Annotated in this window: 12 protein-coding genes and 1 pseudogene; 11 read left to right on the forward strand and 2 right to left on the reverse strand. The window is 62.9% G+C overall.

The window, feature by feature from the left end:
• The first annotated feature begins 16 nt into the window (after window positions 1-16).
• The 6 genes from ACSFB7_RS33130 to ACSFB7_RS33155 are packed head-to-tail and all read left to right on the forward strand — an operon-like array spanning window position 17 to window position 5,867.
• A complete protein-coding gene (locus ACSFB7_RS33130) occupies window positions 17-1,186 on the forward strand; it encodes an amino acid ABC transporter substrate-binding protein (protein ID WP_435476574.1) in 1,170 nt (389 codons plus the stop codon).
• A 10-nt stretch (window positions 1,187-1,196) separates the two neighbouring features.
• The gene (locus tag ACSFB7_RS33135) at window positions 1,197-1,970 is read left to right on the forward strand and encodes an ABC transporter ATP-binding protein (RefSeq protein WP_435476575.1); all 774 of its coding nucleotides are present in this window, start codon (window positions 1,197-1,199) and stop codon (window positions 1,968-1,970) included.
• A gap of 47 nt (window positions 1,971-2,017) precedes the next feature.
• Complete coding sequence (locus ACSFB7_RS33140; RefSeq protein ID WP_435476576.1) at window positions 2,018-2,971, forward strand: hydroxymethylglutaryl-CoA lyase; 954 nt, start codon at window positions 2,018-2,020, stop codon at window positions 2,969-2,971.
• A complete protein-coding gene (locus tag ACSFB7_RS33145; RefSeq protein WP_435476577.1) occupies window positions 2,968-3,921 on the forward strand; it encodes an HpcH/HpaI aldolase/citrate lyase family protein in 954 nt (317 codons plus the stop codon). The genes ACSFB7_RS33140 and ACSFB7_RS33145 overlap by 4 nt, the downstream gene beginning before the upstream one ends.
• Before the next feature lie 14 nt (window positions 3,922-3,935).
• Window positions 3,936-5,126: a CaiB/BaiF CoA transferase family protein gene (locus tag ACSFB7_RS33150; RefSeq protein WP_435476578.1), complete on the forward strand. Its 1,191-nt coding sequence runs from the start codon at window positions 3,936-3,938 to the stop codon at window positions 5,124-5,126.
• Between the two features lie 33 nt (window positions 5,127-5,159).
• Complete coding sequence (locus tag ACSFB7_RS33155) at window positions 5,160-5,867, forward strand: alpha/beta fold hydrolase (RefSeq protein WP_435476579.1); 708 nt, start codon at window positions 5,160-5,162, stop codon at window positions 5,865-5,867.
• On the opposite strand, the gene ACSFB7_RS33160 is transcribed toward ACSFB7_RS33155, so the two are convergent.
• Window positions 5,857-6,867, reverse strand: coding sequence for an ABC transporter substrate-binding protein (locus tag ACSFB7_RS33160; RefSeq protein ID WP_435476580.1), 1,011 nt, complete (start codon window positions 6,865-6,867; stop codon window positions 5,857-5,859). The two genes, ACSFB7_RS33155 and ACSFB7_RS33160, sit on opposite strands and share 11 nt — an antisense overlap.
• A 320-nt stretch (window positions 6,868-7,187) precedes the next feature.
• Between ACSFB7_RS33160 and ACSFB7_RS33165 the strand changes: the two genes are divergently transcribed.
• The 5 genes from ACSFB7_RS33165 (at window position 7,188) to ACSFB7_RS33185 (ending at window position 12,126) form a co-directional block, all read left to right on the forward strand.
• On the forward strand, window positions 7,188-8,006 hold the full coding sequence (locus tag ACSFB7_RS33165; RefSeq protein WP_435476581.1) for an ABC transporter ATP-binding protein: 819 nt from the start codon (window positions 7,188-7,190) through the stop codon (window positions 8,004-8,006).
• On the forward strand, window positions 8,006-8,782 hold the full coding sequence (locus ACSFB7_RS33170; protein WP_435476582.1) for an ABC transporter permease: 777 nt from the start codon (window positions 8,006-8,008) through the stop codon (window positions 8,780-8,782). Before ACSFB7_RS33165 ends, ACSFB7_RS33170 begins: the two co-directional genes overlap by 1 nt.
• Before the next feature lie 781 nt (window positions 8,783-9,563).
• Window positions 9,564-10,583 carry a Bug family tripartite tricarboxylate transporter substrate binding protein gene (locus ACSFB7_RS33175; RefSeq protein ID WP_435476583.1) on the forward strand — a complete coding sequence of 340 codons (1,020 nt, stop codon included), beginning with the start codon at window positions 9,564-9,566 and terminating at the stop codon, window positions 10,581-10,583.
• Window positions 10,584-10,897: 314 nt separating this feature from the next.
• Window positions 10,898-11,032, forward strand: coding sequence for a hypothetical protein (locus ACSFB7_RS33180; protein ID WP_435476584.1), 135 nt, complete (start codon window positions 10,898-10,900; stop codon window positions 11,030-11,032).
• A gap of 122 nt (window positions 11,033-11,154) precedes the next feature.
• Window positions 11,155-12,126, forward strand: a complete 972-nt coding sequence (locus tag ACSFB7_RS33185) for a Bug family tripartite tricarboxylate transporter substrate binding protein (protein WP_435476585.1) — start codon at window positions 11,155-11,157, stop codon at window positions 12,124-12,126.
• Window positions 12,127-12,132: 6 nt separating this feature from the next.
• Here ACSFB7_RS33185 and ACSFB7_RS33190 read toward each other — a convergent pair.
• Window positions 12,133-12,238: pseudogene (locus ACSFB7_RS33190) on the reverse strand (IS5-like element ISCARN85 family transposase); the annotation flags it as partial.

Consider the following 12,238-nt stretch of genomic DNA (forward strand, 5'->3'; position numbering starts at 1 on the left):
GCAAAGGAGACGAAAGATGAAGCGCTTTGTGATTGCGGCCGCCGCCGCCATGGCGGCCTCTCTATGTACTTCCGCATGGTCGCAGGGAGTGGTCAAGATCGGCGTCGCCCTGTCCCAAACGGGCAACCTCGCGGAATCCGCCGACCCGTACTTCAAGGCCCTGGAGGTTTGGCGCGAGCAGGCCAATGCTCGCGGCGGACTGCAGGGCAAGAAGATCGAATTCGTGGTGTACGACGACCGCTCCGACCCGGCCACGTCGGCGCGCCTGTACGAGCGCCTGATCACCAACGACAAGGTCGACTTCGTGATGTCCTCGCTCGGCTCCGCGCAGGCGGCCGCGGGCTCGGCAGTGGCGGAGAAGCACAAGATCGTCATGATCAATGGAGGCGGCGCCGCCGAAGCCATCCAGTCGCGCGGCTTCCAGTATGTGTTCCAGACCGCGGCGCGCATCTCCTCCTACGCCGACGGCGTGACGCCGCTGCTTAAGAAGTACAACATCAAGACCATGGCGCTGGTCTCGCGCGACTACGCGGCCGCGCGCGACATCGACAAGGTCCTGCGCGCGGAGGCCGAGCGCAGCGGCGTGAAGGTCGTGCTGTCCGAATACTTCCCCGCAGGCACCACGGACTTCTCCAGCCAGATCGCCAAAGGGAGGCAAGTGCAGCCTGACCTGTGGGTCGGCCTGCTGTATCCCAATGAGGCCATCGAGACGGTCAAGCAGTTCCACGCCGCGAACTACAGCCCGAAGTTCTTCGTCGCCAACGGAGTGTCCCAGGACGACTTCATCAAATCCGCCGGCAAGGACGCCGAGTACGCGCTGGGCCTGTCGCTATACGAGTCGTCGCTGCGCACCGCAGGCAACGCCGAGTTCGTCAAAGCCTACCTGGCCAAGTACGGCGCGCAGCCGGGCTACTACTCGGCCTTCGGCTTCGTCGCCGGCACGGTGTTGGAGGCGGCGGTCAAGGCCGCCGGCTCCACCGCAACGGAGAAGGTGCGCGAGAAGCTCACGACGCTGGAGCTGGACACCGTCATGGGGCACCACAAGGTCGATCCGAAAACCTATATGCAGGTCGGCGTGCGGGGTCTGCTGGTGCAAGTCCAGAACGGCAAGCGCGAGATCATCTGGCCCGAGGAGCTGAAGACGGCCGAGTCCAAACTGCCCGCCCCGGCGTGGGACAAGCGCTGAGGTCCGCGACGTGACTGCAACCTCCGCATCACCCCTTGAGTTGCGCAGTGTCGTCACCGGCTACGGGGACATCCCCGTGCTCAAGTCGGCGACGATGGCATTCAGCCCCGGCGCTCTGACAACCATCATCGGCTCCAACGGCGCTGGCAAGTCCACGGCCATCAAGGCGGCCACCGGGCTGCTGCGGTGCTGGGAGGGCAGCATCTGGGCCGGCGGCGTGGATATCACGGCCGAGCCCGCCTACACGCGGATCAGCCGCGGTATTGCCTACGTACCTCAGGGGCGCATCGTCGTGCCGGAGATGACGGTGGCCGACAACCTGGCGGTCGGCGCCCACACGCTGCATGGCAAGCGCGCCGTGATTGAGGAGGCGCTGGACCGCGTGACCACGCTCTTCCCGGTGCTGGCGCAGCGCATGAAGCAGGCGGCCGGGACGATGAGCGGCGGGGAGCAGCAGATGCTGGCCATCGGGCGCGCGCTGATGACCTCGCCCAAAGTGATCCTGCTGGACGAGCCTTCGCTGGGCCTGTCGCCCAAGTACGTCGAGATCGTGTTCGAGCGCCTGCTGACGCTGCGCAGCCAGGGCATGACCACCGTCATGGTCGAGCAGAAGGCCTCGCGGGCGCTGAACGTGTCCGACTTCGGCTACGTCATGCACCTGGGCCGTGTGGCGTACATGGGCAGGGCATCGGACTTGCTGGACAACGAGAACGTCAAGCGCATCTTCTTGGGCGAACTGCCCGAAGGTGAGGAATTCGCGCTGGAGGAGCAAGGCAATGCCTGATCCTGCCCCTCGCAATCTCGCCACCGACCTCAGCGGACCTCACACCCATGCTTGATCTGCCGAAGAACATTCGCATTGCGGAGGTCGGCCCCCGTGACGGCCTGCAGGGATTCGCGCGCTGGGTCGATACCGCTGACAAGGTGCGCATCATCGACCGGCTGAGCGAGACCGGGCTGCCGATCATCGAGGTGTCGAGCTTCACCAGCCCCAGGGTCGTGCCGTTCCTGCAAGACGCGGAGGAAGTCTTCAGCCGCATCCGGCGCAAGCCCGGCGTGGTCTACCGTGGGCTGGTGCCCAATGCGCGCGGCGCAGAGCGCGCTGCCAAGGCCGGTGTAGGCGAGATGCTGGGGTTGCTCACGGTTAGCGCCACCTACACGCGCAAGAACCAGAACATGGACATGCAGCAGGTGGTCGAGCAGGCGCTGCTGAGCTTTCGGGTGGCCGAGCGAGCGGGCATCCCGTTCCTCATGGCCCTGGGCATGGCTTTCTGGTGCGCCTACGAGGGGCTGATTGCCGAGGACGAAGTGATGGCCATCGTCGCCCGGCTGCATGCCGGGGGCATCCGTCGGTACTACCTGGCAGGTTCCCTGGGCATGGAGGACCCAGTCCATGTGAACCGGTTGTTCCGGCGCCTGATCGAGCGCTTCCCCGATGCGCAGTTCGGCTATCACGTGCACAACCTCTCGGGCATGGCGACGGCCAACGTCCTGGCCGCACTCGACGCCGGCGTGACCTGGCTGGAAAGCGCCATCTGCGGCATCGGTGGGGGTATTGCCATGCCGGCCGCGCTCGGCGCGATCGGCAACTACCCGACCGAGGACCTGATCGGCATGCTGGCCGAGATGCAGGTCGAAACCGGCGTCGATTCCGACGACATCATCGCCGCGTCCATCGAGATCGCCGGCATCCTGGGCATCGAACCGCGCAGCCACCGCGCCAGCGGCGCCACACGGCCGCAGGTAATGCAGTCCTCACGACATGGAGCAAACGTCTACTCATGAAGCTGGATCAACCACACAAACGCGAGCGTACGCTGCTCGCCGCGCCCGCCACCACCGCGCGCTATCTGGAAAAGGCAGCGCAATCGTCGGCAGATGCGGTCTTTCTCGACCTGGAGGACGCGGTGGCGCCGGAGTTCAAGCAGCAGGCGCGTGCGCTGGCAATCCAGGCCCTGAACGGGCTCGACTGGGGAGCCCGGAAGGTGGCCGTCCGTGTCAACGGGCTGGACACCTCATGGGGCTGTCGCGAGATTCTGGACCTCGTCGAGTCCTGTCCGCGGCTAGACAGCATCCTCGTGCCGAAATGCTCATCGGCCGACGACGTGCGCGCCGCGGAGGTGCTCCTTCGCGCCGCCGAGAAGGCCAGCGGACGCGAGCGCCCGGTGCGCATCGATGCACTCATCGAGACCGCCCGCGGTTTGGCCCATGTCGAGGACATCGCAGGCGCGAGCGAGCGCCTGTGCTCGCTGGTGTTCGGCGCGGGGGACTACCAGCGCGACCTGGGCAAGTTCCAGCGGGTCGTGGGCGCACCTTCGGCCGACTACGCCGTGCTGACGGACGCCGGTGCCGACGGCCACAGGCAGGTGCATTGGAATGATCAGTGGCATTTCGCGATGGCGCGCATCGCCAATGCCAGCCGGGCCTATGGCCTGACGCCGGTGGATGGGCCGTTCACCGCCATCAAGGACAGTGAAGGCCTGCGAGCCGCCGCGCGGCGGGCGCTCGCCCTCGGGTTCGCCGGGAAGATGGCCATTCATCCGGACCAGCTCGCGGCGATCACCGAGGTGTTCTCTCCATCTGCGGAGCAGGTGACATGGGCGCGCGAGGTTCTGCAACTGACGGCGAATGCCGCAAGTGCGGGCAAGGGCGCAGTGAAGGACGCGCGCGGCGACATGATCGACATCATGCATGTGAACCTCGCCAACGAAATCCTGGCGCGTGTCGCAGCTTGAACCTTGGGGCACCCATGAAAGCACTTGAAGGCATCCGCGTCCTCGATCTGGGAACCTTCGTTGCAGGTCCACACTGCGCAACGATCCTCGGTGAGTTCGGTGCGGAGGTGATCAAGGTGGAGCCGCCAGGCGCCGGGGATTCCCTGCGGCGGCTAGGCACCCGCACGGACTGCGGCGATACGCTCGTCTGGCTCTCCGAGAGCCGCAACAAGAAGTGCGTCACGCTGGACCTGCGCCAGCAGGCTGGCCGCGACCTGCTACGCGCGCTGGCTGCGAAGTGCGACGTGGTGGTCGAGAACTTCCGTCCGGGCACCCTGGAGAAGTGGGGGTTGGGCTACGAGGAACTGCACAAGCTCAAACCTGGGATCGTACTGGTTCGCATCTCGGCCTATGGCCAGGACGGTCCCATGCGCAACCACCCGGGCTTCGCCCGCATCGCGCACGCATTCTCCGGACTGGCCTATCTTGCCGGCGAGCCGGGGCGTGTCCCGGTCGTTCCCGGTTCGACCTCGTTAGCCGACTATATGTCCGGCATGCAGGCGGCCATCGGAGCGCTGATCGCTCTGCACGCTCGCGAGCGCACGGGCGAGGGGCAGGTGGTCGACCTTGCGCTGTTCGAATCCGTCTTTCGCGCGCTGGACGAGATCGTCCCAGCATACGAGCAGTTCGGTACCGTGCGCGAGCGCAACGGTGCGGATACCGTCTACATCTGTCCGCACAGCCATTACCGGTCCAGGGATGGGCAGTGGGTCGCCATTGCCTGCTCGAACGACGCCATGTTCGAGCGTCTGGCCAGCGCGATGGAGCAGACGGAACTCATGGCGCCGGATCGGCTCGCCACGATGGCGCAGCGTGTGGCGGCGCGCGACGACGTCAACGGAATCGTCGCGGCCTGGACTGGTGGCTTGGATGCACGCCAAGTGGTCGAGCGCTGCACCGCCGCAGGCGTGCCAGCTGGTCTCATCTACAGCATCGAGGACATCTTCGGCGATCCGCAGTACCAGGCACGGGAGGCGATCCGCAAGCTGCCGTCCAGGATCGGGCCGCTGTCGGTGCCAGGCGTTTTTCCCAAGCTGTCCGAAACACCCGGCGACATCCAGTGGCTGGGGGCGGCACTGGGCGAGCACAACGATGAAGTCTTCGGCGGGTTGCTCGGCCTCGGTGACGCTGAGCGAACAGCACTGGCGAGCAAGAGAGTTATCTAGACGCCCGCGAGGGCAGAGAGCAAGGAGGCAGACATGGTAGATCGGAGAGCTTTTATAGCGTCTTCAGCGGCGTTGGCTGCAGGGTGCGCAACCACGGACCAGTCAGGTGGTGCCAAGGCGAAGACCTATGTGCTGGTACACGGTGGGTTCCACGGCGGCTGGTGTTGGCGCGAAGTGGCTCGCCGCCTGCGCGCCGAGGGCCACGCGGTGTTCACTCCAACGCAAACCGGCATGGGTGAGCGCGAGCACCTCCTCACACCCGAGACCGGTATTGCCACATTCGTCGACGACATCGTGCGTGTGATCGAATGTGAAGAGCTGTCTGACATCATCCTGGTCGGCCACAGCTTCGGCGGCCTCACGACATCGGGTGCGGCCGATCGGATGTCCGATCGCATTCGTCACGCTGTTTACCTAGATGCGCTTGTTCCGGAGCCGGGCGAAAGTGTCTTCGGTCAATTCCCCAAAGAGCTGGTCGCCGAACGGATGAAACTCACCTTTGAGCATCGCGGCGTACGTTGCTTTCGCCCCTTCGCGCCAGAGGCCTTCGGGGTAACAAATCCAGTCGATGCGGCATGGCTGCGCCGACGCCTGACGCCTCATCCTGTTAAGACCTACATAGATGCACTAGTCAACGTAAGCGGGCCAGCTTCAGCAGCGGCGGACGGCCGTTCTGCACCAGACTTGGGCTGCCTTCAAGTGCAGGACGAACAGTGCTTGTCCTACGCAATCAGGGCATGATCGGGGTGCGGGGCAGGAAGCCGTCGACGAAGATCCGATCCGCATTCACGGGCCCGCCCGGTACGTCGATGTTCTGATTGATGAAGTCGACCGAACGCTTGAGCTTTTCAGGCGAGATCGTGCCGAAGCCACGTTGATGGACCTCTGGGGAGATCGCGATCGATCGGAGGATCTTCAACTCCCCGACGATGACGGTCGGATCCAGCGCCTTGAGGTATTGCGTTTGAATGCGCGCTGCCTCTTCGGGATTGGCCAGGGCGTCCTTCCACCCGCGCAACGCCGCGCGAACGAAACCACGCACTGCTTCAGGGTTGCTCTTGAGGAACTCCGCCTTCACCCCGATGCTGTTCGCGTAGATGTCAAGCCCGTGATCGGCCAGCAGCAAGCATTTGGGAGTCGCACCGTTCGCAGCTCGCCGGATCGAAGGCTCACCCATCGCAAACTGATCGATCGCCTGAACCTTGCGTGATACGAGCATTGGGACGCGTGCCGCGCCATCGATGTTGACGATCTTCAGCGTCGTTGGGTCAAGATTGTTCAGCTTCATGAATGCTGAAAACAGGCGCGGCATGAACGAAGCGCTGCTGGAGCCGATCTCCAACCCGACCATTCCCTTCGGCGAAGTCACATTGGCGCCCGGATCAAGCGTGAAGACACAGTAAGGTGCCTTCTGATAGACGCCCGCAACGATCCTGACCGAGGATGCACCGCTGCCAGCGGCCACCAAGCTGGGTATGTCGATGAAGCCGAGTTCCGCCAAGCCTGACTCAACGTAGCGAACCGCATCCGCGGTGCCTTTAGTGGGAAGGATGGTGACGTTGAGTTTCTCCTCCTTGAAGTAGCCTTTCGACAGCGCGACGTACCAGGGAGCATGTCGGCCCAACGGAATGAAGTCGAGCGCGAACTTGACCTCTTTGTCCGCGGCGGCTGCGAGAGTTTGGGCATGAACCGGCGCGGCATACAAGAGCGCTGCGGTCAGGATGGCTGCATAGATCTTCATGATTTTCCTTCGTCGTGAATGCGGCTGTTGAGAGAACTCCTGCGGTCCGAGCGCTGCTCGACAACTGGCTGAAGGCGAGAAAGATCTCTCACCCAAGTGCTGTCGCCATGCGCTTCACCAGAAACGACAGGGCAGATGGTGGCTTCAGTGCCGCGCCTGTCGCGAGCTCAAGAAAAAGCGCTCTCAGCCCTTAGTTGGAACGAGTTTTGCTTGCCATCTGTTTGATAGTTGTTAATATATCACTAGGTATCGCAGTAGGTCTACCGGGGTAACCCGGGCGTTCACGGACGTACTCGGGCTGATCAACATTGGAGGTGTTTGTGACATTCGGAGTGATCGAAAGGGCACGGAAAGTCTTTCCTGCCAAGGAGTTGGGCCCGTCGGCCCGCGAGGACCTTGTCGCGCTAGACGAGGCCAGTTTTACCTTTGACGAGGGTGAGTTCGTATCTCTCCTGGGCCCAAGCGGTTGCGGTAAGACGACGTTGCTGCGCATCGTCGCCGGCCTGATTCCTAAGACTTCGGGACGCATCTGCGTGGCTGGGCGGGAGGTGGACGGCCCTTACGGAGACTACGGCTTCGTTTTTCAGGCGCCAGGCCTCATGCCCTGGCGCAACGTGATGGATAACGTTCTGTTCCCGATGGAAATCCTGCACGCCAACGATGCGCAAGCCAAGAGGCGCGCCGGTGAATTGTTGAGCCTCGTTGGTTTGTCCGGCTTTGAGAACGCACGTCCTCATCAACTGTCCGGAGGCATGCAGCAGCGCGTTTCGCTCTGCCGCGCGCTCATCCATCAGCCGAAGCTGCTTTTGATGGACGAGCCGTTTGGCGCGCTCGACGAACTGACGCGTCTTGACATGAACGATCTCCTGCTCGATGTGCGAAAGGAGACTGGAGCCGCCGTGCTTTTCGTGACGCACTCGATCTCAGAAGCCGTCTATCTAGCAGACAAAGTCCTTGTCTTTAGTCGACGTCCGGCGCGCGTGGCATGTCAGATCAGGCCAGCGCTGGGCAGGAGTCGAAAGCGTAGTATGCGCTTCGACGAGCCCTTTCTGCGGGCGGAGCGCGAGGCAGGTCTCGCACTTGGGGTGATCGAGGATGAAGAAGCGCCGACGTTGGCACTGGTGACGGGGGGCATGTGATGTCGCTGAATACGCTGTCGATCCAGCGCATGGTGTACCCGCTCATCGGCATTCTCGCGGTAATTCTGATTTGGCACGGCATATGCGTCACTTGGTCACTGCCTGTTGCCGTTCTACCTACTCCGCTGCAAGTCGCCGCCTCGGTCGCACAACATTGGAGCACGCTGGCCGAGGAAGGTTGGGTGACCTTGAAGGCGACGCTCTACGGCTTTGGCCTTGCACTGCTGTTCGGTATACCTCTGGCAGTGGCTGTATCGACTTTCCGCTGGGTGAACCTGATGTTCTATCCGTTGCTGGTGGCTCTGCAGTCGGTGCCGAAGGTTGCGCTAGCGCCCGTGCTGCTGGTGTGGCTCGGCACCGGAATGGAATCGAAACTGGCTATCGCTTGGCTTGTGGCGTTCTTTCCCATTCTTGTCGATACGGCCGCCGGCCTTCAGTCCACACCCAAGGAATTGCTCGAATTGGCGCGTAGCCTGCGTGCGTCGCGTTGGCAGGTCTTCGCGAAGGTCCGCTTCCCCGCCTCGCTGCCCTTCGTGATGACCGGTGCAAAGGTGGCGGTCACGCTGGCGGTAATCGGAGCGGTGATAGGAGAGTTCGTTGGATCGAGCGAGGGGCTCGGATTCCTGTTGCTAAGCGCAACGTCACAGATCAATACACCGCTCGCGTTCGCGGCGCTGTTCGCCTTGTCGGTGCTTGGCATGGCGACATACCTTATGGTCGTGCTCGCCGAAAAAGCCATAGCATCCTGGTTGCCGCCTCCTTCACCGGCACACTAGTCAGAGTGTTGTGACATCGGGCGACGGCTTGTCTGAATGAGCCTCTACGCTCTTTGTAGCGACACGGACTACGTGACCCCCATGAACCATTTGCCGCGCCGCTGCTGCACGAAATAAAAGCCGGTGCATTCGCTCAGACCCGCTGGATTCGCATCGGGTCCGGGCGACCCAGGGAAAGGCGACACGCCGTGGCCATGGCCTTGGGCAGGGGCGCTAGGAAGTGATTTTTCGTTGCTGCAGGCTCCAAGATGAGATGCCCGCCGCAAGATGTTCATCCCCCTCGCTTCGAGGAAGTGATGGTTGGTTGTCCGCCGCGTCGTCGCCTCCTGGGCTCTATGTGAAAGGCGAGCCGGGCGCAGGGTAATGGATGGAGTTTGCCGCCGTCGCGTGACGCGGGATCTGTGTGGCAGGGGGCGTCTCGAAGCACTGCGGTCGTCAACCGCTTCGACGCACCCTCGCCTGGATGCTGCAGGGCCGGGTCCGTGCGCAAAGTGGAGTAGATCGATCTGTATGCCAACGCTGGCTGATCGCTAAAACATGCAGTCCGCCGCGTCGGAAGCTTGCGCGACGGTGTGACTGCCTTGATATTGACGGTGATATAGTACAAGATATATAAAGGCTCGAAGTACTTGGTCGCTTCATCTGGGGGCGTTGCCCTGATGCATCCAGCTCAATTGGTGGGACTCCCGGCGTGCGGGCGCAGTCTGATTTTTCAAGAGAGCAACGTGGGGGATCGATCCAAGGTGCGGCCCGCCCCACATCATTGAAGGAAGGAAAGCTCATGCACAAAACTGCGCCCCGCGCACCCTCCGTTGCGTCGGCCACGCGCCGAGCCGTTCTCTTCGCGCTGTCAGGGGCCTGTGGCGTGTTGGAGACGTCTTTGGCATACGGACAATCACCGACATTCCCGACGCGGCCTATCCGCCTGATCGTCAGCTACCCTGCAGGTGGCACGGCCGACCAATTGGCCCGGGCAGTAGCCGAGAGCGCGCAGCAGGCACTTGCCCAGCCCATCGTCGTGGAGAATCGCCCTGGCGCCAATGGCAACTTTGCAGCCGATCTCGTTGCGAAGACCGTTCCCGATGGCTACACGCTGCTGGTAACGGCGCCGGGGCCCGTGGCGGTGAATGGCGCGTTGTATGCCTCATTGCCATTCGATCCGAAGACGGCCTTCGCGCCGGTCACGCGCCTTGCGGCGGCACCGCTGCTGTTGGTCGTTCATCCCAGTCTGCCGGTGAAGAACTTGCAGGATTTGCTGGCCTACCTCAAGGCCAATCCGAGCAAGGCGAGCTTCGGATCGCAAGGCAACGCGTCGAGCGGGCACTTGGCGATGGAACTGCTCAAGCAACGAACTGGTCTGCAAGCGACTCACGCGCCTTACAAAGGCAGTGCGCCGGCATTGAACGATTTATTGGCTGGGCACATTGCTTTCATGTTTGACAACACCACGACCAGTCTGCCGCACGTGCGCTCGGGCGCCTTGCGCGCAATCGCTGTCGCGGAGATGCAACGCATCAATGCGGTACCGGATGTGCCGACGGTAGCGGAGTCCGGCGTTCCCGGATTCGCAGCCACACCCTGGTTCGGAGTCGTGGCTCCCGCTGGCACGCCGAAGCCTGTCATCGACAAACTGAATACCGTGATGCGGGCTGCCATCCAGGAGCAAGCTGTCAAGTCACGCCTCGCTCAGGTCGGAGTGACGGTGCTTACTGACACACCAGCAGAGTTCGCCGCCTACATTGCCGCTGAAACCCAAAAATGGGCGGAGGTGGTACGCGTTTCAGGTGCGAAGGCCGATTGACGACCATGTACCGCAACTGCTCTTGAACCGCCAGTCGATTTGCCGATGGGCTCGGTAAGAACGTTCTGATCGAGCAAGGTGCGAACGCGGTCGCTGCGGTCCTGCAGGCCGACCCGTCCGCCACAGTGCCTGCAGAGCGTCGCACCCCACAGAGCTGAGCCGCCGTCGATGGCGCGATCAGGGCGAAGGTTGACTCATGCGTACTCGTCGCACTGAACTGCGCATTTTTCGCTCGCAGCTGCCTTAGAAAGACTCAATGCGCACGTGCTGAACGTGGGCGTTACCTCCGAAAACAAGCCACTGAGGGGAATGATATGAAAGAGCAAATCACCTCCACGCTGCTGGACAAGCCCAAAGGTCACCTCTCCCAGGCCACGACGATCGAGGCGCGTGGACGACCTGCTGGCATGCGCGATTTTCAAGGGGCAGTTGCGCAACCGTATGTGTGAGACCGACATGAGCGGCCATCGATCCTTCTAGTGCCAGCCGTAGCGACGCGCGTGCTTCGCGGCGGACGTCTCTGTGAACCGATCACTTCGAGGTTTGAGCGATGAACAAAGGAAATGGACCAATGGACATGATGAAATTCACGCGCCGACGAGTGTTGCTCTCTGCCGCGTCGCTTGCCGGCGTTGGGGAATCAGCGCTGGCGCAGACACCGCCTCTGCGCATCATCGTCCCTTGCAGCGCCGGGGGAGCCAGCGACCTGATCGCGCGCAAAGTCGGTGAGCGGCTCGACACCAGTCTGGGCCGGCGGGTCATCGTCGACAACAAGCCGGGAGGTGGCACCGTCATTGGCAGTCAGGCCGCACTCGCTGCACCGGCGGATGGCAATACCCTGTTGCTGGTGGCGGCGAGCTTCGTCATCATGCCACAGTTGCTTGCCAAGCCAGGGTACGACCCAGTGCGCGATTTCGTCCCGGTCACGTTGGCCGCGGCGAATCCTCACCTTCTGGTCGCGTCGCCCAAGGTCCCCGCCTCTAACCTCAAGGAGTACGTCGCCTGGGCCAAGTTGCGCAAAGGTGACGCCAGCTTCGCCTCGTTCGGCAATGGCTCCTCGGGCCATCTGGGGTTCGAACTTTTGCGGCGCCAACTCGGCATCGATCTGATGCATATCCCCTACAAGGGGGGCGCACCTGCGATGCAGGATTTGCTCGGGGGTCAGGTCGACACAATGCTCACCGATCTGCCGCAGGCCGTGCCGCACGTGAAGGCCGGGAAGATCAAGGCGATTGCGGTGGCGAGTACCACGCGCTCCGCCTCCCTGCCGCACGTGCCAACGCTGGCTGAAAGCGGATTGGCGGGCTTCACGTCCGCGTCTTGGCACGCGGTTCTGGCTCGGGCGGGCACGGGGCCTCCAGTTGTGCAGGCGCTCAACGAAGCAATCAACGCAGCGCTGCGCGACCCCGAGGTTGTCGCGGCGTTGCAGGGCGCGGGTCTGGACGTGATCGGAGGCAGTTCCGCCGAGCTCGCTGAGCATTTGGAGCGCGAGGCCAAGCGCTACGGTGAGGCGATCCGGGTTTCGGGCGCGAAACTGGACTAGGGCCTGTTAACACAAACCGCGAAGACCGTCGGCGACCAGCACGAAGCTGAGGAAGCCGAGGAACATCGCGTCGAGCTTCTCGAAGCGAGAGAAGATGCGCCTGAAGCCCTTC

The organism is Variovorax raffinosi (assembly GCF_051216615.1).
In the GTDB taxonomy this organism is placed as follows: domain Bacteria; phylum Pseudomonadota; class Gammaproteobacteria; order Burkholderiales; family Burkholderiaceae_C; genus Variovorax.

Excerpts from the sequence above, each read along its gene's own strand:
- ACSFB7_RS33130 (WP_435476574.1), top strand. The coding sequence starts at position 17 with ATGAAGCGCTTTGTGATTGCGGCCGCCGCCGCCATGGCGGCCTCTCTA.
- ACSFB7_RS33140 (WP_435476576.1), top strand. The coding sequence starts at position 2,018 with ATGCTTGATCTGCCGAAGAACATTCGCATTGCGGAGGTCGGCCCCCGT.
- ACSFB7_RS33145 (WP_435476577.1), top strand. The coding sequence starts at position 2,968 with ATGAAGCTGGATCAACCACACAAACGCGAGCGTACGCTGCTCGCCGCG.
- ACSFB7_RS33150 (WP_435476578.1), top strand. The coding sequence starts at position 3,936 with ATGAAAGCACTTGAAGGCATCCGCGTCCTCGATCTGGGAACCTTCGTT.
- ACSFB7_RS33155 (WP_435476579.1), top strand. The coding sequence starts at position 5,160 with ATGGTAGATCGGAGAGCTTTTATAGCGTCTTCAGCGGCGTTGGCTGCA.
- ACSFB7_RS33160 (WP_435476580.1), bottom strand. The coding sequence starts at position 6,867 with ATGAAGATCTATGCAGCCATCCTGACCGCAGCGCTCTTGTATGCCGCG.
- ACSFB7_RS33170 (WP_435476582.1), top strand. The coding sequence starts at position 8,006 with ATGTCGCTGAATACGCTGTCGATCCAGCGCATGGTGTACCCGCTCATC.
- ACSFB7_RS33175 (WP_435476583.1), top strand. The coding sequence starts at position 9,564 with ATGCACAAAACTGCGCCCCGCGCACCCTCCGTTGCGTCGGCCACGCGC.
- ACSFB7_RS33180 (WP_435476584.1), top strand. The coding sequence starts at position 10,898 with ATGAAAGAGCAAATCACCTCCACGCTGCTGGACAAGCCCAAAGGTCAC.
- ACSFB7_RS33185 (WP_435476585.1), top strand. The coding sequence starts at position 11,155 with ATGGACATGATGAAATTCACGCGCCGACGAGTGTTGCTCTCTGCCGCG.